Below are 21,947 nucleotides of genomic sequence, written 5' to 3' on the forward strand. Positions count from 1 at the left end.
TGAGTAATACTGAATTCCCCAACTTGCAAGATTAGACAATAAAACTGCACAGTGAAATCCTCACTTTTAGGTATTTTTCACTCATAACCTATTTATTTTTAGAGCATAACCAGTAAAGATGCGGTGATGTTTACTAAACAGAAGTACAAAATCTGCGAGCATCTATTGCACCTATAGCCTGAAGAAGCAACTATAAAATGGGCTAAAACTTCTACAGCTGTATCTCCAGCAGAAGACTGGAAGCTGCAACCACCTCACCAGCAAGATCTTTTATCATAAGCATATGCACGCCCTTATTGAAGGAAAATTTTCTACAGCACCCTGTTCTGACGTTCTGTTTTTGTGCTATTTTCCTAAAAACAGGCCTAAAACGCCACTAGCTCAATCTACCTTCACCACTCTACCAATGCCCGTCGTTTTCTTGTGCTGCACCTTCAGCAGATAGGTACCTGCCGCCAACTTTGCTCCCACTGTAGCAGAATCGGTTGCCTCACCATTTTCCAGCAGTTGGCCGCTCAAAGAAAATAGAGAGTACTGGAAGGCTCCAGGCGCAGTAAGATGTAAACTCCCAGAGAACGGGTTTGGACTAAAGCTCAGCCCCGGAATATCTTTCAAAGACCTTACCCCAGCCACTACCGCCTTCTTATTGGCTATATGCACCTCACCACCTGTGGGCACCGCCTCAAAGGTTATGTATTGTGTATTGTTCACCGTACTCACGGCAGAAGCCACTAACTGCCTATTTACGTACACGCTGGCGCCTTGCCAGCCATTGGGCAATTGGCGGCGCACCGTTACGGGCATGTTGTATACTTGGTCATCTAGATTGTCTTGCAAAGTAACTTGCAGAGAATCTGCGGTAATGGTGCTTTCTGAAATAGCCACCGCATTTCTTTGTTTTATATACTTCACCACGTTGGCAAATGTAGCCACCCAATAGTCAGCACGGTGGGTGTTTACATACGCGAGGTGATCTGCCAGCACCGCCGAGGCCAACGGAGAATAACCGCCGTCGTTGTCAATGCCGTGCATCAGAAACACAGCCCATCCATTACTGTTTTTTGCTGAGTTAACCTGAGCGTTGAAATCGGCCGCGGTTTTTACCGCACCCTGCGAGCCTGCAATCAATGAGCTTATCTGGTAGAAATTGGAAGGTGTGCGAGGCACAATCTGTCCGCTGCAGACCCTACCGGCTATGTAATATTTCTGGATGGTGGGTACATCACCTATGTTGCAGTTAGGGTAAGCCACCGTGAGAACCTGAGCACCGGCTATATTGCTTTTTATGGTTGCCTGCGACTGCCGCAGCTCAGTGTCTTGATTCGAGACGTTGAGGGTATTCAAGCTGGAGTGCGATACGGTGTGGCTGGCTATCTCGTGTCCGTTTTGGGCGGCAGCTCGCAACGCTGCCCAATTTGGCCCCCAGTTGGTTACGGTAAATAAAGTAGTCTTAAACTGGTACTGGTCAAACAGCGGCACAGCCACCGTCAGCTGCTTGCTGGTGTTATCGTCAAAGGTGTACGAAACCGCCGCGGCCTTAAAGCCTTGCCAAGTGGCAACTTCATAACCTGGGGCTATTTGGGCAGTGGCATTACCAGGCAACAAACAAGAAACGGCAGCCAAACCTAGTATAAAAGCAGGCCTTCTAATTGCTTTACCAGTAAAAGCCGAAAAAATAAGTTTCATACAGAATTGGGTTTGTAGTCAGCACCTTCAAGCGTAAATATCTTTTGAGCAGCCATGATAGGTAAACCAGGTAAAGCCAAAGGTTTGCGGAACAGATGTTTCACTAAATGTAAGGTTAATTTGGTATATTGCAGTTGGTGTAAACTCCATGTGTCAGCCCTTTAGCTACCGCAGGGACTCATAGCAATGGCACCTTTTCTCTCTTTCTTCAGCGCCATTGCCTCTTGCATTTGTTTCGCAATTTTACAGGAGGAGAAATAAAAGACCGTTTTTCAGCAAGAAACCTTTACCGCATGATTCTATATGACAACGGTATTATTAAACTAGATTATAATCCGGCTACCGATATTCTGGAAGTAGCCTACCCCGATTTAGTTGGTTATATGCTGCCGGAAATCAAGAATAGCATTGACACGTTGGTTGATTTTCTGATTAGCTATGACGTAAAACGTATGCTGCTGGACTCCTCCAGAACTACTATTGCGGTCTCTCAGGAGGAAAGTAGGGAAATCACGGTTTATTTAGTTGCCGGACTAACCAAAACCCGTATGCAGAAGCTGGCTCGGCTACAGTCAGAGAGTGTTGCCGTTGAAAACACAGCCTCTAATAACGTGTCGCACATTAAGCAGCAGGGCTTATTACCGTTTCCTTTGGAAAATTTTAACAATAAAGCAGAGGCTGTTGAATGGCTTATTGGGTAGGAATTTAGAACTAGTAATTTGATTTTATCTCCTCATCTACGCCCAAAGAAGCTCAAGTTAATTTTTAAGCTACGTGTTTTTGACCTGTTTTTTAGAAAAGAGGCTGAAACCATCCAAACAGTTAATCGCCGCAAAAGAGCTGCCCCTTCCCTAACTTTCCCACAAGACCTTTTCAGTATGACAGAAAGGAGAGGCTATGATGTGTTGGGCGCAGCTGAAGCATTGCTCCCTACAGCAACAAGGTATCAATTCTATGCGCGTGCACCATGCCTTCGCACGGAGACCAGCTGAACACTGTGAACCGGCCGTCTTGAGAGGCTACCAAGGCCAGGGCGTCGCGTTGGTCGTGCACGAACTGTGCTGCGGAGAGGTGGCGGGTACCGCCGCTTTGCGAGGGGTGCACAATTTGCGCCTGATTACCAACTACTGGTTCGGTTACTACAATCTGCTCCACAAGCGCGCTTCCTTCGGGTCTGCCAATCTTGGCGCCAAAGGCCAGTAGTTCATGCTGGTCACTGATCACGGTGGCGCCGTCAACGGCAGTGAGTCCGGCCATGGTTTCTATCTCGTGCCGAAACGCGCCTTGCCAAGGGCTTTGACTGCGGTCGGCGGTTTCTTTTCTCATGAGGTTCGCCAAACCAGTATAGGCCGGAGACACCTCGTACTGCATAGGGTGAATGATAGACTGCCGCCAGGCCGTAGAGCCAGTTGGCACCACCAGCAAAGTGCCACCGTGTTTGTGCGCGCGCATTGAAGTAGCCAGCTGCACCAACACATTTACTGATTTATTCAGCGCAGAAGGCGTAGTAAAACCTAACAAGGAGGTAAGCAAGTCAGGGCAATCGGGCAGACTGGCGCCGTGTTCATCTACAATTTTAACTTGGTCACCAATGAGTACGGCTACGTTGGCGAACTTGCCGAAACCGTCTTTCCTCCTGTGTTTTACAACCAACAACCCCGGCTCTGAGACATCCAACACAAAGCCAAGGCTCTGTATTTCATGGGTAGTTCCCCAGACATAAATGTAATCGCCCTCGTACCACACCCCCAAATGCACCCCTGGTCGCTCTACCCCCGGCGCCAGCTTGGTAAGCACTCTCGAAGCGAGCGGCAACCGTCGTTCAAACAACATTGGGTTTGCTGTATGGTCGGGCGGCAGAAGTGCTAACGAAATTTTAGGAGAGTTGCCCTCCTCGCGCCGCAGACTGGCCCAAAAAGCAGTATCTATAATGGCTTCCACCACTTTCTTTGAGGGAGCTGGTGCCAAATATTGCTCCCCCCGCTCTTGTGCGGCGGCTACCAAACCAGCAAAATGTGCCTCAACGGCTACCGCCACTTCTTTGGCGGCTCTATATGTAATTGTACGACTCATGCGTAAGCCTTTTCTTCTACTTCTGTAACCAGAGAGTACTACCACTCTCTGCTATTTTTTCCTCAACTTACGTTAATAAGCTTTCCCGTACCAATGCCCTCCCTACTTTTTCAGCATCAGGTTACTTGGTTTCCTTTCAGACACCTGCTTTTCTTAAGCATTACTCTTTTGTAAAATAGGGCAAGAACAGCGTACTATATGACCGACGCAATGCACCGTGTTTCTATACTTGAGAAATAGAACAGTAATTAAAGCTTCTTCACAGGAATACCAGATGCAGAATAACAGCAGCCTGCGCAAAAAAACTGTACTGCCCCTTAGAGGTGAGCGCTTAGAGCAGGTGCAGGATTATTTCGTGTAAATTCGTGAATCATGGTCCCACGTCAGCCATTTTTTAATAGCAGAGTTTGCGGGGAATAAACCAGCAGATGAACAATTCTGTTTATAGCTAATAGCAAAGAAAGATATTTTGCCAACCCAATTAATGGGATTAAAGCGCTTTACGAAGAGCTAATAATAAATAGGCAGAAAAGTAGGAGTAGAATTATTAGGCTATACCAACTCCTTTAAAAGGCTTTCCATGGAAGTGGTTTGCAGATAAGGGTCTAGCTGCTGTTGCGACGTAAAGGTACGCACCATGGCAATACTGCCGCAGTGCTCCAGTAGCCACACCTCGGCGTAGAAAGAACCTACATGGTAGAGGCTAATGTGGCACCATCCTTTCAGGCGGGCATGCAGATACCGTCCGCTTTCCTGCACATAGATTAGCTGCTCTCTCAGAGGCAATTGGCTAAACTCCTTCACTTCCATCATCATCACTTGGGCCGTTTGTTCCCCTATTTTACGACTTGTCAGTGATTTTTCGTACACCCGCGCCGCAATTTTTTTAGCAGCGACCATAAATGCCAGCGGTACTTACCAGAGCGGCAGAGAGTTGTGCAGTTGCTACAGCGCAGAAAAATTGTTATGCACCATTCTCAACCGGAACAAGCAAGTGAATTGAAAGCCAGCAAACCTGTAGCTACAGCCGCATTTTAACGCCCAGTGACAAGTTGAATATTTTGCCAGGGCTCAGGTAGCTGGGGTTTTGGATATAAGAAATGAGGTATTCGCCCATGGTGCCCACTTCATAGTAGCCTCTAAACTTACGCAGCTTCTCTACCCGGGCAAAGTTTACCTGCCCACCGGCAAAAAGGTAGTACCGGAAAGCGGTAGAAAAGCGGTAGTAGCGGTTGGGGTAGCGGGCCAAAAAACGCTCAGAGGCAAAATAATCACTCCCGAAGGTATAGCTAATCTGCATTCCCATACTAAGGGGCTGCCAGTTCACTGCTTTCACCTCTATTGGCTTTATCGGGAAGAAGGTTGATTTGAACGCAGCGGTGTACAACCGGTCTCCTCCAAACTTCTTTGGCAAGTACCCGAACGATATATCTGACTCTAGGCGCCTGTTAAATGACTGCTTGCCCACCCCTACCGATATTAACCCAATGCTGCCAGCAAATTGTCCCTTAAGGTAATACGGAGAATATTCCTCCTCCTGCACAGCCTGACTTTGCGCTATGGCATTTGTCTGTACGCTCAGTAAACCTATCAAAAGAAAAAAGAAAAGCTTTTTCATATTAGTACTCAACCTTTTCTAATGAATAGCCGCCCTCCCATACCTTGAGGTAAGTAAATCCCTTGCGCTTTACTGTGGTGGTAACATGGTACAAAATATTATCTCCGTACCGTTCCTCTGAAAGCCATGAATGTTTGTGCCCGTGCAGACTTAGGGTTACCACCTTGCTTTGGGCCAAAACCTGATGGAAAGGCATCTCCAACTGCTTATCGAAATCTGAATCAAAGGGAGGTATATGAGACGCCACTATAGCCTGTTTCCAGGTGTCATTTGGTTGGGGTGTGAGTTCCGCTTGCAGCCACTCTACATCTGGAGTTGTACCGTCAAAGCCATACTCACGGCTATTGGTGTCAATAAATACAAACTTAGTGTGCCCATATACGAAGGAGTAATTCAGCGGCCCGTACATTTGGCTGTACACCTTTCGCGCGTTGCCCAGCAAGTCATGGTTACCTACTACCGTTAAGTAGGGCCAACGCAGATCTTTAAGTATATCATGCACCCATCTGAACTCCTGACTCATGCCAAAATCAGAGATGTCGCCTAGGTGAATAACAAAATCTATGTTTTGAAAGCTATTGGCTTTTTCCACAAAGTCTACCGTGGCATCATAAAAGCGCTGGGTGTCGCCCATGACCAGCAGGCGCAGGGTATCTTCGAGGCTCTGGCTCTCTATTTTATTTAGATATTTTTGAGTGAGGTTTTTCTCGTGGCGGTTTAACCTTATTTGGTTAGGGTGATATTCAAACATCTCGTCACAACTTGAGATGACAAGCAGCAGCAGCGCGCCGAGGTAAAAGGATAAGCGTAATCTTTTCATAGTAGTAGACGGTAACGGCACCTGCCTTGGCTGATATAACACCTCTGGCAGATGTGAAAGCAGCACTGCCACCTAGGTGACAGCACTACCCTCTTTGGTACTTAATATTGGGTATGCATTTACTTAATTTTATTCTTCCTTTAAAGCAGGCAATCTAATATTTGTTTAATTCTTTATTAGTTAAGACATATAATATAGTGTTTACCCCTATTGATGTCCTTGGTTAAGATAGAATTTGTTACCTCAGAGTATTGGAGGCAAATTAAACGCGCAACTTTAAGGCAAAGGGAAGGCTAAAAAGATAGGAATGCAAGCTAAACAACCTGAACGATAGCAGGTATCATTGAAGTAAGTAGCAAAAACACAGCAGCTTAAAGTTCCGCACAGTGGTGCTCTAGCTCGGCCTCCGCATTTCTAAAGCCCAGCTGGGCCGCTTTGGCCAGAAGTTCACAGCTGACCGCCTCCCCTTGCTGCGCCCGGGCAATAAGCGCCTGCAAAAAATAGGCTTTGGCATTGGTTGAATCTTGGGTAAGCGCCTGCTCCGTGTCTATCCAAGCTGATATCCATTCTTGGGTGCGGTAATGCGCAAATGCCCTGTAAAGAAAAGCTTCTGTCTTTTCTTCTGCTGAAATATGCTCGCTGTTTAAGTAGTGGGTTAGATCTGCAAGCGCGGCTGGCCAATTCTGTTCGGCCTGCAGATTGGCAACTGCACGGTCTTGGTACAGGTGCACCATGGCCGGCGCCAATGTAAGCGCCACATTAAAATCTTGAATGGCTAGATTGTGGTTTTTCAACGCCAGATAACACTTTCCGCGGGCGGCATACCACTCTGCCTTTGGGTCAGTAGTGTTGCGAATCAACCATGAATAGTCAGAAAGTGCGCCCTGAGCATCGTTTAATTGCTGTAACCGAAGCGCCGCCCGCTTTATGCGCATCTCCTGCAGCTCTGGCTTATATTCTAAAACAGTAGAATATGCTTCCTGCGCCTGTTCCCATTGGCCTGTCAACTCTGCCTCCTGCGCCTGTTCCACAACCCGGCTATAAACTAAATGATCCCACCCTAATTTTAACCCTAGCGCCAACAGTAGGGCCAAGAGCACCACCCCCAGCACAATTTGTATGTCGCGTTTTGAAAAATTTGCCTTTTGCTGGGGCCGCTGCCTATAGTACCGCTCCCTATAGCCGGCGGGGGAACGGGTATGGTGGTAGCGCGGATTGGAGTAGGCCTGTGCTTGCCGTTGCTGTTGCTCATACTGCCGCTGCAAATCATAGGTGGCACGGCGGCGAGGGTTTGACAGCACCTGATACGCCTCATTCACTAGCTTGAACTGCTCCTCAGCCCGCACATTCCCCGGGTTTTTATCGGGGTGGAATTTAAGCGCCAGCCGCTTGTAGGCTGCTTTGATTTCAGCAGCTGTAGCGTTGGGGCTTAAGCCCAGGGTATGGTAATAGTTCTTTGCCAAGCCAGAGGTTATGGTTTACCGTTGGTTCACCAGTTGTTGTTAGTTAGTTAAAAGTGCACTCTGCCAAAACTTTGATGAAGTCAAAGGCTTAAAATTATGAATAAGCATGAGCTGTAAAAGAAGTGGCTATTTTCTGCGCTCTCTTTTCCTGCCTCAAAAATACAGTCAAACAAGCAAAGGCGGCGGACTCTTTTCTGTTTTTAGTCTACTTTTGGAAAAACAGCTTAAAAACGCTGTTTATGCAGCACATTATATAGAAATCATCCTTCTACGGCACATTTCCGTAAGGAATGTTGAGGATATACATTTTTTGGAATATTTTCCGCACAAGTTTCCGTATACCTTTTTTAGAGCATGTTAAAGATGCTGGGTTTGTAAACAAATAGGCAATTTCTTGCTTTAGAAGGTTACGGCACCACAGCAGGTTTGAACCGTGCTCCTATCACCATCAATAAAACAAAAGAATGGCAAACGAAGACAAAAGCAAAACAGATAGCATCATTGGCAACTTAATGGGGTACATAGACACCCGCATTGATCTGATCAAGCTGGATTTGCAGACAAAACTGAAAAGCGCCTTTGTGGGTACCCTTCATGGCCTTTGCCTGGGATTGGTGGCTTTTATGGTGCTTTTGTTCCTGAATTTATTTATTGCCCTGCTTCTGAACGATTTATTAGACAGCCGTTTCTGGGGCTTCGGAATAGTCACACTTTTTTATCTTATCTTGCTCATCGTTTTACTGGTGGGGCTGGACAAGAAGGTGTTCCAGGGCGTGGCAGACAAGGCCTTCCGGAACACTATTTATAAAACAGACGAATCTGACCAAACTATCTAAAACTACCTCTAATCATGAGCGAACTCAACAACCCGCTTTTTGAAGACCGGCGCGAGTTTCTGGAACGTCAAAAAGAAGAATATAAAAATGCGTTACTTAGCGATGTAGCTGAACTGAAAGACCAGTCGCAGACAATAGTGAAACAAGTGGCTATTGCTGGCGGCGCCTTGCTGGGCATCTATTTTCTAAGCAGGGCCATTGGCCGCAGCTCTGACAATTCTTCTAAAAAGAAGAAAAAGAAAGGCAATAGGTTGGAAAACCCTGTTAGGTTTAAGGGTGCCGAAGACCGTGCCTGGATTTCGTCTATTCCGGAAGTGGAAGATGACGAGCCGTTGTACAGCGCCATTGAGCGTACGTACCCTGCGGTGTATCACCCAAGCACCGGCACGCTTACTGCCCCTGGCTACACCCCAAAAGAGGAAACTTCTATGATCAAGGCTTTCTTCAAGTCTGATCTATTTAAAGCAGTGGAGCAGCAGCTGGCCGCTATGCTCATGGTGTACCTGACCAAGCTGATTGAAGAGAAACTGTCAGGCCGCACACAAGAACAGCCTGTGCTGGTAGAAGAGGTCACGCAAGTAGAATACCAAATTGAACCCGACCAAACCCCGGATGTCCAACCGCCACAGTTTTAATATATTCTCTCTTACAGATACCCCTGATACCACTATCCGCCGAAAGCGGTTGGCGGTGCTGCTGGACCCTGACCACCTCACGCTGGCTCGTTGCCAAGAAATTCTGGCACTGAGCCACCGCCACGGGGTGGACTTCTTTTTTATGGGCGGCAGTTTGATTTCGCACCCAGACCAAACTTCGTTTGTAAGCTACATTAAGCAACACAGCAACATTCCGGTGGTGCTGTTCCCGAGCAGCGGCCTGTACATAGACGCCGCCGCAGACGGCCTGCTCCTGCTTTCGCTCATTTCCGGCCGCAACCCTGATTTTCTGATTGGCCAGCACGTAGCCGCCGCTCCCTTGCTAAAGCAAAGCGGCCTTCCGCTTTACCCTACGGGTTACATGCTCATTGATTCTGGCCGGCAAACCACTGCTTCTTACATGAGCGGCACCACTCCTATACCGCACGACAAACCTTCTATTGCCGCCTGCACTGCCTTGGCTGGCCAAATGCTGGGCTTGCAACAGATCTACTTAGACGGCGGCAGCGGCGCCATGTACCCGGTAAGTCCTGCCATGATTCAAGCTGTGCGCCAAGCCGTTTCGGTGCCCCTTATTGTGGGTGGCGGCGTGAACACCCCTGAAAAAGCCGAAGCCGCTTGGAAGGCTGGTGCTGATATTCTGGTGGTAGGCAACCACATTGAAAAGCAACCTACGTTTATTGCCGAGGTAAGCGAAGTCAAAGAACGCTTCAACGTGGCTTTACCGCAAGAGTAACTGCTCGGCTGCGCCGAATTAAAAATTAGAAATAGAGGCTTTACCCTTTCCGACTCTTCTCATTTCTGAGTTCTTCTTTTACGGTCACGTAGGGGCGTATCGCATACGCCCTGTTGGCCCTGAGTCACCTGTAAGCAATAAACAACATCCTTCCCCCTCTCACAACCTTTGCACATACTTCGGTTATTTTGAGCGCTAGCCGAAAGATCTAACGAAGATGCTTTTTGGCAAGCATCAATGCACCCCACCGCAGCGGACAAGTCAAGCCCTGTCCTTTCTTTTACCCCGTAGTGTCCGGAAAGTCTGCGGCGCCAGTGTCAACAGCCTGTTTTTGCCCTCATTTCTCAAAAACAGCCTAAAAACAGAAAGACCCGCTTTTGGCGGGCCTCTCCTATTGTAAATTGTTTGTCTACAGCTTAAACGTTCATAGACGACTCACGGCGGCGCATTTTACCGGCCGGAATACCGAACATCATTTTGAAACGGCGGCAGAAATAGGCGGTGTCTTTGTAGCCCACGTCTTTGCCAATTTCTCTAATGCTTTTCTTGGTAGTGCGTAGCAAGAATACGGCGCGCTCCATGCGCTGGTACTCTATGTAATCTTGCGGGTTAATACCAGTCAGCATTTTGAAATACTGCCCCACGTAGTCTTCAGAAACGTTGGCCACGTTGCTGAGTACTTTATTTGACAAGTCACCACCCAGGTTCTCTTTGATGTAGTTGAACAGGTCAATGAGGCGTGGATCTTTGAAGTATGTGCTGTTGGTGGCCAGCTGCTCCACAAACATCTTGTTCTTTAAGATGTAACGGATCAGCTCCACCACCATCTGCTCAGTGTAAAGGCTGATAATGCGCTCTTTGCCAGGCAGGTCTTGCATGCTCTCTTCTACTACCTTAATTACCAGCGTGGCCAGCTTGTTGCTGGAAATCACGAAGGCGGGCACCTCCAGAGAGGTAAAGAAGTTCACTGAGTCAAACACCTTCGCCTCAAAGCTCACGAAGCTGTGGCTATCATCGTCCTCACCAATTAGGTCAAGGTCAGAGTTGCTGCGGAAGAACTTGTCTTTAGTGGTAATATAATCATCATTAGAAATGACGCGGCTTTCGGTGTCACCGTAGTAGATTTTGGTGCTGCGCCCTCCGGGGATAAAGAGCAACTGACCTTCTTCCACCACCTGTTTATCTTCGCCAAACGCCACAATACCATTATGGACTAAGATAAGATTATTACCTACATCATAATAGTTACGGACGGTGAGTGGCTGCTGCAATACCAGGTTTTTAGCCTTGATATACCGCACTTTCAGCGACTCAATTATTTTATTGTAATCTTCCATGTAAGGGTACTGGATTAGAGTTGTGGTTTTTGTTGATTTTTTAAGTTGTCTGTCGGCTTAAAACTAGCACTTAACTTTTAATAAATCAACTTAAACTGATAAATATTTATAAAACCATAATCACTATATGTCTACTTATCAGGTACAACCCTCAAAATAACCCCTTTCTATTTTAATATCTCCCTTGAGATTACTATTTTCTGTATTTCAGAAGTACCCTCATAAATTTGGGTGATTTTTGCATCGCGCATTAAACGCTCTACATGGTATTCTTTCACAAAGCCGTAACCGCCGTGTATCTGAACAGCCTCTACTGTGGTGTCCATGGCTACCTTTGAGGCAAACAACTTGGCCATTGCCCCTGATTTTGAATAATCCCGATGCGCATCTTTGTCTGCGGCGGCTTGCAGGCACAGCAAACGGGCGGCATCTATGTTAGTAGCCATGTCGGCCAGCTTGAACTGAATGGCTTGGTGCTGTGAGATAGGCACACCAAAGGCTTTGCGTTCTTTTGAATACTTCAGCGCCAATTCGTAGGCTCCGGAGGCAATACCCAAGGCCTGTGAGGCAATACCTATGCGGCCACCGTTAAGCGTAGACATAGCAAACTTAAACCCGAAGCCATCTTCGCCAATCCGGTTTTCTTTAGGCACTTTTACATCATTAAACATGAGCGAGTGCGTATCTGAACCTCTAATGCCCAGTTTATTTTCCTTCGGGCCAATCTCAAAACCAGGCGTTCCTCTCTCTACAATTATAGCATTAATGCCTTTGTGGCGAAGCTCAGGGTTAGTCTGCGCAATAACCAAGTATACAGAGGCGCTGCTGCCGTTGGTAATCCAGTTTTTGGTTCCGTTGATTAAGTAATGATCGCCCATGTCTTCGGCGGTAGTGCGCTGCATGGTAGCATCTGAACCGGCCTCTGGCTCTGAAAGGCAGAAGGCTCCAATCTTTCTTCCGGAAGTAAGATCTGGCAGGTATTTCATCTTTTGTTCTTCAGAGCCATATTTCTCAAGCCCCCAGCACACCAATGAATTGTTCACCGACATGACCACTGAGGCCGAGGCGTCTATTTTAGAGATTTCTTCCATGGCCAGCACATAAGAAACGGTGTCCATTCCGCCTCCGCCGTACTTAGGATCTACCATCATACCCAAGAACCCCAGCTCTCCCATTTTCTTCACCTGCTCTTCTGGGAATTTCTGGTGTTCATCGCGCTCAATCACGCCTGGCAACAATTCAGTTTGGGCAAAATCACGGGCGGCCTCCTGTACGGCCAGATGCTCTTCAGTTAATTTAAAATCCATGGTTTGGCTTTGTTATTAATTTCTTTGCTTAGCTATGGGTAAAACAAATCTTGGACTGTTTCTAGTATGTAAGCAGCGTTTCAGCTCATTACTCTTCAAAGCTAACAATTGTTTGTTTGTTTTGAAAATTTCTGATCCACTACCCTATTTTTCAGTAGGCTATAAATAAAAAAGGGCGGTTTGCACCGCCCTTTTTACCTTAAAACAAATAGCAAGGTTTTCTAATCTCTTCTGCCAAAAAGCAGGGATGCATAATATAGTAGTGTAGCCAATGAACTGATGGCTGCCACCACATAGGTCATGGCCGCCCATTTCAGAGCATCCTTCGCCATGCCGTGCTCCTGAGTTGTCACTACGCCGCGGGTATCCATCCAAGCCAAGGCTCTTTTACTCGCATCGAATTCCACTGGCAGCGTAATGAAACTGAACAAGGTAGTTAAGGCAAACAGCGCCACACCTACCGCCAACGGAAGAGGAGTTGCCTGCAACGCAAAAATTCCAATAAGTAAAATCCACTGCATGTACCGGCTAGCAAAGGTCAACGCAGGCACCATGGCCGAACGAAACTTCAGGAAAGAATACGCCCGAGCATGCTGCACCGCGTGCCCACACTCATGCGCCGCCACGGCTGCGGCTGCGGCGCTACGGCTTTCATACACGCTTTCGCTCAAGTTAACGGTTTTATCAGCTGGGTTGTAATGGTCGGTTAACCTACCCGGAGTAGAAATCACCCGCACATCAGTAATACCGTTATCAGCCAGCATCAGCTCCGCTATCTCCCGGCCACTCAGTCCGGAACTAAGACCCAGCTTCGAATACTTCTCAAACTTGCTTTTCAGGGTCCAGCTAACCAAAGCCGAGGCAAGCATGGCTCCAATAATTATTATCCAGATCATAGTCTTCTTATTTTTGTTAGTTACTTTTCTTTACCTTTTCTACCACCGCTGAGGTGGAATACCCCTGCACCAACGGAATAGTTTTCACTTCGCCTCCTCTTGCCAGCACCACGTCATGCCCTACAATATTTTCAATACTGTAATCATCGCCCTTCACCAAAACATCTGGTTGTACGGCTTTGATCAGTTCATACGGGGTTTCCTGGCTAAAGAGTACTACTGCATCTACAAACCAAAAGGATGCCATTACCCTAGTACGTGACATTTCGTCCTGAAGGGGTCTGGTTGATCCCTTCAAAGTACTGACAGAATGGTCAGTATTCAGCCCCAGCACCAATTTGTCTCCCAGCAGCCGGGCGCGCTCCAGGTAATCTACGTGCCCCACGTGCACTATATCAAAGCACCCGTTGGTAAATACGATTTTTTGCCCTTCTTGACGCCATTTCTCTACTCTTTCTAATAACTGGGGCAGAGAAACAATCTTTTCCTGTGATGGCAACATAAATTGGCAGGAGGTTAAATGATGTTTTTAAAACGAAAACTCAAGAAATTGATTGCAGGAATTGTGCCGAAAATTGGCAATTGGGGCAAAGAAACGATTTTTGCCGCCACTTTTACCCAGTGTAGCAAACTGGCTTAGAGGCAGAACAAGGCTGCTGTTTTGGAGCAGTTTTAAGAAAAACAGAGCCAAAACAGGTTCTTACGCCTTGGGGGCAGAAACTACGGCAGAACTATCTTTAGAGAACGCGCTTGCCACCAAGCTTATCACGCCCATCAGCACAACCAGTATAGCGCCTGAGGTATGCACAATGAGAGCATAAGCCATACCTGTGTCTAAAGGCACTGCATACAACAGCAAGGCAGTTCTAACCAATATATGGTAAACGCCTATTCCCCCTTGCACCGGCGCCGACATACCTATTCCGCCTACGACTAAAATAGCCATACCCGCCTGCCACGTCAAGTCTGAGGTGCCCGGCAAGGCGAAAAAGGCCAGATAACTGGTTAGAAAATAGGTGAACCAGATGAAGAGGGTATGGAACACAAACGCTCCTTTCTGCTCCATTTTCCTGACGCTGAACACTCCCAGCCAAAGCCCCCGCAAGAAGCTTCCTACTTTTCTAAAGATGGAGTTTTGCCGGAGTTGCTTTATGTTTCTATAAACAACCCAGATAACCAGAGGCGTACCCACCAACAAGACCGCAAACAGCAGCAGCAGTGTGTTTAAATTCTGCTCCAGGTTCTGGAATTTCTCAGAGAAGATCTCCCTGAAAAAATCAAAGAGCCGATCAAACTCGATCAACAAAGTAAAACCAAGGCAGACCAGCAGCATCAGCAAGTCAATGACTCTTTCAGTGATAACTGTACCAAGCGAGGTATTCACTGGCACATCTGCGGAACGCTTTAGAAAAGTACAACGAATAATTTCACCGGCGCGGGGCAATACCACATTTGCCAGATACCCTATCATTAAAGCATGGTAGGTTTGCCAGAAAGACGGGTGGCAGCCCAGCGGCCTGAATTGCATACGCCACCGTATGGCACGGCTTACATAGCCCGCCACTGAAAGCACAATGGTAACGCCAATCCAGAAATAGTTAGCTTGGGCTAATTCTGCCTTTACCGCCGCAAAGTTAATACTACGCAGCGCATACGCCATCAAAAACACCGATACTGCAAACAGCAAAAGATATTTAAAGACGTTGGCTACTCTCTTCATTCCGTAAAGGCAGAAGGGCTATACCAGCCGGTTGTGCTGGTCTGGAAAAATAACGGTAGGCTCGTGGACGCGGGCGTCTTTGAAATCAATGAGGGCGTAAGAGATAATGATGATTACATCGCCTACCTGCACTTTTCTGGCCGCCGGACCATTGAGGCAAACAGTACCTGTGCCACGCTCGCCTTTGATGATGTAAGTCTCAAAGCGCTCGCCGTTGTTTACATTTACTATTTGCACCTTCTCATTCGGCACCATGTTAGCGGCATCCAACAGATCCTCGTCTATGGTAATGCTACCCACATAATGCAACTCCGCCTGCGTTACCTTGGCCCGGTGTATCTTGGATTTAAGAACTTCAATCTGCATCAAAACAATCTAAAAACATACAAAGTTATAGATTATTTATGAGACAAACGAAACAGTGAAATTTCTACAGACTTGTTGCCCTTGCACTCTGTTTTTACCGTTCGGCATTATACAGTGGCTGTTTCAGGCCTTATTTTAGAAAAACAGACCTAAAACAGAAACAATACATTACCGTTTCTCTACGAGTGTTGCTCCTCAGACAGCAGTACGTTATCAATTAACCTTACCTCGCCAAAGAAGGCGGCTAGGCAAAGTGCCACCTGCGGCGCGCTTTTCACACCTGTTATAGGCTGCAGGGTTTGAGCGTCTACTACCTCCAGATACTCTAATTTAATTTCCGGGAAAGCGGCCAGAAATTCCTCAGCTTCTTTTTTTGCCTCGGCTACCGACTTATTCTTGAGATTATCTTTCAAAAGCTGCAGGGCCTCGTATAGCCGCGGCGCCAGGGCCCGCTGCTCGGCCGTTAGCCGCCGGTTTCTAGACGACATGGCCAAACCGTCTTCCTCGCGCACAATAGGAAAACATACCAACTGCAGGTCAAAGCTGAGGTCATCTACCAGCTGCCTAATAATAGCAAACTGCTGCAGGTCTTTCTGACCAAAATAAGCTTGGTGGGGCTTTACCAAGTGGAACAGCTTACTAACTACGGTGGCCACACCATTAAAATGCCCTGGCCGGTGCGCGCCTTCCATAACCTGCTCCAATTCGCCAAAACTGAAGGTAAGTCTGGGCTTTTGCTGATACATTTCTTCAGCCGAAGGAATAAACAATACATCACAACCTGCCTCTTCCAGCATATGCGCGTCAGATTCTGGCAGACGGGGGTACAACCTATAATCTTCTGCGTTGTTAAATTGGGTAGGATTGACAAAGATGCTGCACACCACTACGTCGTTTTGACTTTTAGCAGCCTTTATAAGAGATAGGTGCCCCTGATGAAGCGCCCCCATGGTAGGTACAAACCCTATTTTAAAGCTCTGTTTCCTGAGCTGCTCGCTGTGCCGCCGGATATCAGATAAAGAAGAAAGCTGCAGCATGGCAGGCAGAAAAATTTTTTATGTACGACAAAAAGAGGCCAAAGGTATGATTTAAATCAAATAAATTGAAAATGAGCCAATAATTGCTTAATTTTGCGTTTCGCAATTACTATTGCCATTTCCTATTTAACACATTTCAACCTATGTCTAAATTGAGAATTTTATACGCAGCCACCGAGATTGACCCCTTTCTGCAGACCACAAAAGTAGCAGAATTCTTGAGGATGTTGCCACAGGCAATGCAAGAACGCGGAATGGAAGTACGTATTTTTGTTCCAAGATTTGGACTGATCAACGAGCGCAAGAACCGTTTACACGAGGTTGTGCGTCTTTCAGGTATTAATATTGCCGTTGGCGAAGAAGAGAAACCCCTGATTATCAAGGTGGCTTCTATACCTAATGCCAAGCTTCAGGTATATTTTATTGACAACGAAGACTATTTCCACAGAAAGTCCGTTTTGGTAGACAAAGACAATAAATTCCATGCAGATAATGATGAGCGTGCCATCTTCTTCTGCAAGGGTGTATTGGAAACTGTGAAGAAATTAGGCTGGGCCCCTGATATTGTGCATTGCAATGACTGGATGACTAGCTTGATTCCGTTGTATCTGAAAAGCACTTACAAAAACGACCCTATCTTCAAAACTGCCAAGTCTGTTTTCTCTGTATACAACAATGAGTTCACTCATAAGTTTGAGGGCGACTTGCTGGAGAAAGCCAGAATGCTGGACATTGAAGACGAGATGTTGAGCAACCTGAGAGCTGGAGACTTTGGTGCCTTCATCAGAATGGGAATGCAATATTCTGACCTCATCATTAAGTCGAATGAAGATTTCAGTGATAATTTGAATGCGCTTTTCCAGGAGTATACAAATACCAAGCAGATTATCTCTGACGAAAACATACTAGATTCTTACTTTGACCTGTATAATGAACTGGCGAATTAGTAGCGCGGTAGCCGCACTTTTTTCTTCTTTCCTTTTTGCTTCTTGTGAAGACCCTACGGCACTAGGCCTTGAACTACAAGGCCCAGGCTCTTTAATTGGAACAACCTTTACAGATACTACAACGGTAAATGCTTCTACCGTTTTACTGAAGGATTCTATTATTACCCTTGGGGCTGCCCGAGCTCAGGTAGGCAGAGTAGAAGACGCCAATTTTGGTGTTACTTCTGCGAAAACCTATGCTGAAATTGGTCTTTCTTCTCTGAACGTAGCTTTTGACCCTAACAATGGCGCTGATTCGCTGGTATTGTCACTAGACTACGACTATTATTTTGGAGACACCTTGGAGGTGGCCAACTGGAACGTTTACCGCCTGACGGAAGGCTTTACTGATCAAACTACTTATTTCACCACCACCGATCTGGATTATAACCAAACGCCAATCGGTACTGTGTCTTTCACTCCACGGCCCCGTTCTACCTATGTTACCACCAATCCTGAAACGGGTGACACCCTCACCAGGAATAATCCGGTACTGGTTAGAATCAGATTAGACCAAACAGCGGGAGGCATGGCTTTGGCGAATGAAATATTAGCTCAGTCTGACAAGGCACCTCTTAAAACGCAGCAGGCTTTTGTCTCCAGCCTTTTAAAAGGATTAGTAATTGCGCCAGCGCCTAACGCCCAGAACAAGGCTGTGCTTGGAGTAAATTTAGGTAACAGCCAAATGACTTTGTTTTATACTTCTACTACTGATAGCAAGACAAAGTCTTACACCTTTTACCCAACCGAGAGAAATTTTAACCGGATTGAAAGCAATCGTGCTAACACCCCTATTGCTTCTTTAACTACTAATGGTCAAGCGCTGCCTTCTAGCTCTACCAATGGCCTTACGTATTTGCAAGCGGGCACAGGTTTGGTGACAAAACTTTCTTTCCCTCATATTTCTGATTTTAGAAAAATACCTACCGGAGAGCCTAGAGCGGGCCAATTACGTGATCTGGCAGTTAACAAAGCTGAATTGATCATACCTATTAAAGTTGAGAACCAAGCTGACACATTGTTATTGCCACCGATTATTACAATAGTAGAAGCAACAGCCTCTAACCGTATTGCCCGCACCAATGGTTTCCCGAACGCTCTGCCTAGAGAAGGAACATCGCAGTTTGCCACACTAGAGTACAGAGGTAGTGCCCATGGCTACGTATACGTGGCTAATATTACCAGCTATATGCAAAACCTCCTGTATAACAAGCGGGAAAACCATGGCCTTATTCTGTTACCTTCTAATATCTCAACTAGCTTGTCTACACCTACTAACTTTGCTCAGACTGTAAACAAAGCTATTTTAGAAGCCATGAGCCAAACTGACCCTAATCGTAAAATTCAGTTAAGGGTTTTTTATTCTGTAGCAAAGTAGTTTAAAGCAGAAACATCAACAGCACTAGCGGCCTGTTCTTCAAGTAAGGACAGCGCTAGTGTTTTATAGCTTCTTCTGTTGGTCTTCACTTGCAGCCACTTCTCAAATTACCAAAATCAGAAGATCTCAACTTCTTTAAAAAATTTAATTATTTTAATTGCGGATCCAAAAATTACCACAACGCATATTTTGCAATGAATTAACATACAACATGATATAAAATATCATCAATAGTTACAGCATAATTCACACGTATAGCATTATTAAAAAAATTTAATTGCAGCAGTTCGTTACTTATACTTATAAAACACGTACGAGCCTATTATTTTTGTAGAATCTTTTATCAATTTAAGGAAAGAATATGTGTGGAATTGTTGCTTATGTAGGTCATCGTGATGCTTGTCCTATTATCCTGAAGGGGCTTAAAAGATTAGAGTACCGTGGATACGACAGCGCCGGAGTTGCCCTACTAACCCAAGGCGACCTCAAGGTTTATAAGAAGAAAGGTAAAGTTGCTGATTTAGAAGAGTATATAGGTGATCAAGATACTAGCAGCCACATTGGTATTGGGCACACCCGTTGGGCTACCCACGGTGAGCCAAATGACGCAAATGCTCACCCCCATTACTCAAGCTCAAAAAAGATTGCCATTATACATAATGGTATCATTGAAAACTATGCCGCCCTTAAGACGCACTTGCTGAACAAAGGCTACGAATTCCACAGCGATACAGACTCTGAGGTTTTTGTAAACTTGATTGAGGACATCAGAGAAAACAACAAAGTTAGCTTGGCAGAGGCTGTACGCCTTGCACTACATGAGGTAGTAGGCGCCTATGCTATCGTAGTTATCTCCCATGATTCACCTACGCAGTTAGTAGCCGCCCGTAAAGGCAGTCCGTTAGTAATTGGCGTGGGCCAAGAGGAGTATTTCTTAGCCTCTGACGCTACTCCTATCATTGAATACACAAATGAGGTAGTATATCTCAATGACTTTGAGATTGCTGTTATTAGAGACGGCAAGCTAGACATCCGCAGCAAAGAGGACGTAGTGCAGACTCCTTATATTCAAAAGCTGGAGATGGAACTGGAGTCTATTGAGAAAGGTGGTTACCCTCACTTCATGCTGAAAGAGATTTACGAGCAGCCTCGCTCTATTCTTGATAGCATGCGCGGACGCTTGGTGGCTGAAAACACTCAGCTGACCATGTCCAGCATAAGAGAGTACGCTACTCGCTTCAAGAATGCAGACCGTATCATTATTGTGGCCTGCGGTACTTCCTGGCATGCCGGCTTGGTAGCGGAATATCTTATTGAAGAATTAGCTCGCATACCGGTAGAGGTGGAGTACGCTTCTGAGTTCAGGTACCGGAACCCAATCATAAGAGAAGGAGACATTGTAGTGGCTATTTCTCAGTCAGGAGAAACCGCAGATACGCTTGCCGCTCTTGAGCTGGCAAAATCCAAAGGTGCCATGATCTTTGGGGTGTGTAACGTAGTGGGTTCTTCTATTGCCCGCGCAACAGATGCAGGCGCTTATACCCACGCCGGTCCGGAAATTGGAGTAGCCAGTACCAAGGCTTTTACAGCCCAAGTAACGGTACTAACTCTGATCTCTATGATGCTAGCCGAAATGAGAGGCACCATGGAAGCCTCTGCCTTGCGCCAATTAATGATGGAAATGGAGCAAATTCCTGCCAGAGTTGAAAAGGCTTTGCAACTTGATGATGAAATTCAGGCTATATCTGAGATCTTCAAAGATGCGACCAACTTCATTTACTTAGGCCGTGGATTTAACTTCCCAGTTGCTCTGGAAGGCGCCCTCAAACTGAAAGAGATCTCTTATATTCACGCAGAGGGGTATCCGGCGGCTGAAATGAAGCACGGGCCTATTGCGCTGATTGATGAGAACATGCCAGTAGTGGTCATTGCCACTAAAGACAGCTCTTATGAGAAAATTGTTTCTAACATTCAGGAAGTAAGAGCCCGTAAAGGCCGTGTTATTGCCATTGTTTCAGAGGGAGACACCGTAATCCCTCAAATGGCTGAGTTTGTCATTGAAGTGCCTAGCACCCACGAAGCTTTGATGCCTTTGGTGTCAGTCATTCCGTTGCAGTTACTGAGCTACCACATTGCGGTAATGCGCGGTTGTAATGTAGACCAGCCACGTAACTTGGCTAAGTCTGTAACGGTTGAGTAACCAGCACGATTGAATAAAACAAAAAGAGGGAGGCGTTTGCCTCCCTCTTTTTTTGACATCTGTTTTAGCGGTATTTTTAGAAAAACAGCCTAAAAATAGATTTATAAAAGTTAAAACTCTTCTCCTTTCAGATACTTGGTTTTGAGCAACGGACAAATTTTATAGCGTTCGTCTTTGGTGTCTTCATAAACCGCTTCTAGCACCTCATAAACATTTTTGACGCCTATTTTATTTGCCCACTCAAACGGACCGAAAGGATAGTTTGTACCCAATTTCATAGCTTGATCAATGTCTTCCTGGGTAGCGGTGCCTTCCTGCAGGGTGTAGCAAGCCTCGTTGATGATCATGCAGATAACCCTTGGTGTTACCATGCCCACTCGGTCTTCTACTAATTCATACAAAGACGCTAGAAACACAAACGTTCTATCTACCTCCCGCTTTGAGTCTTCGCGCAAAACGCTTACCTCCATCACTTCGCGGTTGAAGAAGGTGGGCAGAGCGTTCACACCGCACAAATGAAAATTTACTGGTCCGTGCGCCGCCGCCAAAGCCGCCAGCTGTAGTTTAGCCGCATTGCAGAAAACAATCAGCTTCTCTCCTCTGCCGGCGCTGTTGTATTGGTTCAGGCGCTCGGGTTGTTCATGCAGGAGAAAGTCAAACACCAGCTGGGCCTGAGGCAACCACACCTCCAGCTCGGCAGGATCTTGTATAAAAATATAGGCCCGATTCGGAAATTTAAGACTGAATTCTGCTTCCTGTTCAGGCGTGGCTAAAACCAATGTATTCATAATTCTGTACCTTTAACGCATAAAGATACTGATTAAACTTCTCC

At 46.3% G+C, this 21,947-nt stretch carries 22 protein-coding genes; 8 read left to right on the forward strand and 14 right to left on the reverse strand.

Translation table 11 applies throughout. From position 1 onward, the window contains the following. Positions 1-381 precede the first annotated feature (381 nt). Positions 382-1,686 (reverse strand): polysaccharide deacetylase family protein, encoded by a 1,305-nt coding sequence (locus A8O23_RS14245; protein WP_066622389.1) that lies wholly within the window; start codon positions 1,684-1,686, stop codon positions 382-384. 293 nt (positions 1,687-1,979) lie between these two features. Between A8O23_RS14245 and A8O23_RS14250 the strand changes: the two genes are divergently transcribed. Continuing rightward, positions 1,980-2,387 (forward strand): hypothetical protein, encoded by a 408-nt coding sequence (locus A8O23_RS14250; RefSeq protein ID WP_153042216.1) that lies wholly within the window; start codon positions 1,980-1,982, stop codon positions 2,385-2,387. Positions 2,388-2,616: 229 nt separating this feature from the next. Here the strand turns inward: A8O23_RS14250 and A8O23_RS14255 are convergent, their stop codons facing one another. Beyond that, positions 2,617-3,759, reverse strand: coding sequence for a putative sensor domain DACNV-containing protein (locus tag A8O23_RS14255; protein WP_066622392.1), 1,143 nt, complete (start codon positions 3,757-3,759; stop codon positions 2,617-2,619). Between the two features lie 229 nt (positions 3,760-3,988). Here A8O23_RS14255 and A8O23_RS21995 point away from each other — a divergent pair, with 229 nt between their 5' ends. Then, positions 3,989-4,120: a hypothetical protein gene (locus tag A8O23_RS21995; RefSeq protein WP_262506451.1), complete on the forward strand. Its 132-nt coding sequence runs from the start codon at positions 3,989-3,991 to the stop codon at positions 4,118-4,120. Positions 4,121-4,311: 191 nt separating this feature from the next. Here the strand turns inward: A8O23_RS21995 and A8O23_RS14260 are convergent, their stop codons facing one another. The 4 genes from A8O23_RS14260 to A8O23_RS14275 all read right to left on the reverse strand — a co-directional run bounded on the left by A8O23_RS14260 (position 4,312) and on the right by A8O23_RS14275 (position 7,660). Further along, positions 4,312-4,659 (reverse strand): hypothetical protein, encoded by a 348-nt coding sequence (locus A8O23_RS14260; RefSeq protein ID WP_082883073.1) that lies wholly within the window; start codon positions 4,657-4,659, stop codon positions 4,312-4,314. Positions 4,660-4,780: 121 nt separating this feature from the next. Then, positions 4,781-5,377: a hypothetical protein gene (locus A8O23_RS14265; RefSeq protein WP_066622394.1), complete on the reverse strand. Its 597-nt coding sequence runs from the start codon at positions 5,375-5,377 to the stop codon at positions 4,781-4,783. 1 nt (position 5,378) lies between these two features. Next, positions 5,379-6,197, reverse strand: a complete 819-nt coding sequence (locus A8O23_RS14270) for a metallophosphoesterase family protein (protein WP_066622402.1) — start codon at positions 6,195-6,197, stop codon at positions 5,379-5,381. 371 nt (positions 6,198-6,568) lie between these two features. Beyond that, on the reverse strand, positions 6,569-7,660 hold the full coding sequence (locus tag A8O23_RS14275; RefSeq protein WP_066622404.1) for a tetratricopeptide repeat protein: 1,092 nt from the start codon (positions 7,658-7,660) through the stop codon (positions 6,569-6,571). Between the two features lie 464 nt (positions 7,661-8,124). On the opposite strand from A8O23_RS14275, the gene A8O23_RS14280 reads away from it, so the two are divergent. Genes A8O23_RS14280 through A8O23_RS14290 form a run of 3 tightly spaced genes read left to right on the forward strand, consistent with a single transcriptional unit; the run spans position 8,125 to position 9,888 of the window. Next, positions 8,125-8,496 (forward strand): phage holin family protein, encoded by a 372-nt coding sequence (locus A8O23_RS14280; protein ID WP_066622406.1) that lies wholly within the window; start codon positions 8,125-8,127, stop codon positions 8,494-8,496. Between the two features lie 14 nt (positions 8,497-8,510). Next, positions 8,511-9,131 carry a hypothetical protein gene (locus A8O23_RS14285; protein WP_066622411.1) on the forward strand — a complete coding sequence of 207 codons (621 nt, stop codon included), beginning with the start codon at positions 8,511-8,513 and terminating at the stop codon, positions 9,129-9,131. Further along, a complete protein-coding gene (locus A8O23_RS14290) occupies positions 9,109-9,888 on the forward strand; it encodes a phosphoglycerol geranylgeranyltransferase (RefSeq protein ID WP_082883074.1) in 780 nt (259 codons plus the stop codon). Before A8O23_RS14285 ends, A8O23_RS14290 begins: the two co-directional genes overlap by 23 nt. Positions 9,889-10,304: 416 nt before the next feature. Here A8O23_RS14290 and A8O23_RS14295 read toward each other — a convergent pair whose 3' ends face one another. The 7 genes from A8O23_RS14295 to panC form a co-directional block, all read right to left on the reverse strand. After that, a complete protein-coding gene (locus A8O23_RS14295; protein WP_066622413.1) occupies positions 10,305-11,225 on the reverse strand; it encodes a helix-turn-helix domain-containing protein in 921 nt (306 codons plus the stop codon). 167 nt (positions 11,226-11,392) lie between these two features. Further along, entirely contained in the window at positions 11,393-12,532 is a 1,140-nt protein-coding gene (locus A8O23_RS14300) for an acyl-CoA dehydrogenase (RefSeq protein ID WP_066622414.1), read from the reverse strand. A gap of 221 nt (positions 12,533-12,753) precedes the next feature. Then, a complete protein-coding gene (locus A8O23_RS14305; protein ID WP_066622415.1) occupies positions 12,754-13,428 on the reverse strand; it encodes a zinc metallopeptidase in 675 nt (224 codons plus the stop codon). Positions 13,429-13,444: 16 nt separating this feature from the next. Beyond that, positions 13,445-13,930, reverse strand: a complete 486-nt coding sequence (rfaE2, locus tag A8O23_RS14310; RefSeq protein WP_074988388.1) for a D-glycero-beta-D-manno-heptose 1-phosphate adenylyltransferase — start codon at positions 13,928-13,930, stop codon at positions 13,445-13,447. A gap of 198 nt (positions 13,931-14,128) precedes the next feature. After that, positions 14,129-15,148, reverse strand: coding sequence for a lysylphosphatidylglycerol synthase transmembrane domain-containing protein (locus tag A8O23_RS14315; protein ID WP_066622416.1), 1,020 nt, complete (start codon positions 15,146-15,148; stop codon positions 14,129-14,131). A gap of 18 nt (positions 15,149-15,166) precedes the next feature. Then, on the reverse strand, positions 15,167-15,514 hold the full coding sequence (gene panD, locus A8O23_RS14320) for an aspartate 1-decarboxylase (RefSeq protein ID WP_066622417.1): 348 nt from the start codon (positions 15,512-15,514) through the stop codon (positions 15,167-15,169). Between the two features lie 179 nt (positions 15,515-15,693). Further along, on the reverse strand, positions 15,694-16,551 hold the full coding sequence (gene panC, locus A8O23_RS14325) for a pantoate--beta-alanine ligase (protein WP_066622419.1): 858 nt from the start codon (positions 16,549-16,551) through the stop codon (positions 15,694-15,696). A gap of 143 nt (positions 16,552-16,694) precedes the next feature. Between panC and A8O23_RS14330 the strand changes: the two genes are divergently transcribed. From A8O23_RS14330 to glmS, 3 genes are all read left to right on the forward strand, one after another. Beyond that, positions 16,695-17,498, forward strand: a complete 804-nt coding sequence (locus A8O23_RS14330) for a glycogen/starch synthase (RefSeq protein ID WP_066622421.1) — start codon at positions 16,695-16,697, stop codon at positions 17,496-17,498. Next, positions 17,482-18,915, forward strand: a complete 1,434-nt coding sequence (locus tag A8O23_RS14335; protein ID WP_066622423.1) for a DUF4270 family protein — start codon at positions 17,482-17,484, stop codon at positions 18,913-18,915. Before A8O23_RS14330 ends, A8O23_RS14335 begins: the two co-directional genes overlap by 17 nt. Positions 18,916-19,276: 361 nt before the next feature. Further along, positions 19,277-21,115 carry a glutamine--fructose-6-phosphate transaminase (isomerizing) gene (glmS, locus tag A8O23_RS14340; RefSeq protein ID WP_066622426.1) on the forward strand — a complete coding sequence of 613 codons (1,839 nt, stop codon included), beginning with the start codon at positions 19,277-19,279 and terminating at the stop codon, positions 21,113-21,115. 110 nt (positions 21,116-21,225) lie between these two features. On the opposite strand, the gene A8O23_RS14345 is transcribed toward glmS, so the two are convergent. Then, positions 21,226-21,903, reverse strand: a complete 678-nt coding sequence (locus A8O23_RS14345) for a 3-hydroxyacyl-CoA dehydrogenase family protein (RefSeq protein WP_066622427.1) — start codon at positions 21,901-21,903, stop codon at positions 21,226-21,228. Between the last annotated feature and the right edge of the window lie 44 nt (positions 21,904-21,947).

The organism is Rufibacter roseus, from assembly GCF_001647285.1.
Taxonomy (GTDB): Bacteria; Bacteroidota; Bacteroidia; order Cytophagales; family Hymenobacteraceae; genus Nibribacter; species Nibribacter roseus.

Coding starts and splice junctions, on each gene's coding strand:
- rfaE2 (WP_074988388.1), bottom strand. CDS start 13,930: ATGTTGCCATCACAGGAAAAGATTGTTTCTCTGCCCCAGTTATTAGAA.
- A8O23_RS14265 (WP_066622394.1), bottom strand. CDS start 5,377: ATGAAAAAGCTTTTCTTTTTTCTTTTGATAGGTTTACTGAGCGTACAG.
- panD (WP_066622417.1), bottom strand. CDS start 15,514: ATGCAGATTGAAGTTCTTAAATCCAAGATACACCGGGCCAAGGTAACG.
- A8O23_RS14280 (WP_066622406.1), top strand. CDS start 8,125: ATGGCAAACGAAGACAAAAGCAAAACAGATAGCATCATTGGCAACTTA.
- panC (WP_066622419.1), bottom strand. CDS start 16,551: ATGCTGCAGCTTTCTTCTTTATCTGATATCCGGCGGCACAGCGAGCAG.
- A8O23_RS14345 (WP_066622427.1), bottom strand. CDS start 21,903: ATGAATACATTGGTTTTAGCCACGCCTGAACAGGAAGCAGAATTCAGT.
- A8O23_RS14270 (WP_066622402.1), bottom strand. CDS start 6,197: ATGAAAAGATTACGCTTATCCTTTTACCTCGGCGCGCTGCTGCTGCTT.
- A8O23_RS14260 (WP_082883073.1), bottom strand. CDS start 4,659: ATGGTCGCTGCTAAAAAAATTGCGGCGCGGGTGTACGAAAAATCACTG.
- A8O23_RS14305 (WP_066622415.1), bottom strand. CDS start 13,428: ATGATCTGGATAATAATTATTGGAGCCATGCTTGCCTCGGCTTTGGTT.
- A8O23_RS14295 (WP_066622413.1), bottom strand. CDS start 11,225: ATGGAAGATTACAATAAAATAATTGAGTCGCTGAAAGTGCGGTATATC.
- A8O23_RS14315 (WP_066622416.1), bottom strand. CDS start 15,148: ATGAAGAGAGTAGCCAACGTCTTTAAATATCTTTTGCTGTTTGCAGTA.
- A8O23_RS14300 (WP_066622414.1), bottom strand. CDS start 12,532: ATGGATTTTAAATTAACTGAAGAGCATCTGGCCGTACAGGAGGCCGCC.
- A8O23_RS14285 (WP_066622411.1), top strand. CDS start 8,511: ATGAGCGAACTCAACAACCCGCTTTTTGAAGACCGGCGCGAGTTTCTG.
- glmS (WP_066622426.1), top strand. CDS start 19,277: ATGTGTGGAATTGTTGCTTATGTAGGTCATCGTGATGCTTGTCCTATT.
- A8O23_RS14330 (WP_066622421.1), top strand. CDS start 16,695: ATGTCTAAATTGAGAATTTTATACGCAGCCACCGAGATTGACCCCTTT.
- A8O23_RS14245 (WP_066622389.1), bottom strand. CDS start 1,686: ATGAAACTTATTTTTTCGGCTTTTACTGGTAAAGCAATTAGAAGGCCT.
- A8O23_RS14290 (WP_082883074.1), top strand. CDS start 9,109: ATGTCCAACCGCCACAGTTTTAATATATTCTCTCTTACAGATACCCCT.
- A8O23_RS14250 (WP_153042216.1), top strand. CDS start 1,980: ATGATTCTATATGACAACGGTATTATTAAACTAGATTATAATCCGGCT.
- A8O23_RS14255 (WP_066622392.1), bottom strand. CDS start 3,759: ATGAGTCGTACAATTACATATAGAGCCGCCAAAGAAGTGGCGGTAGCC.
- A8O23_RS14335 (WP_066622423.1), top strand. CDS start 17,482: ATGAACTGGCGAATTAGTAGCGCGGTAGCCGCACTTTTTTCTTCTTTC.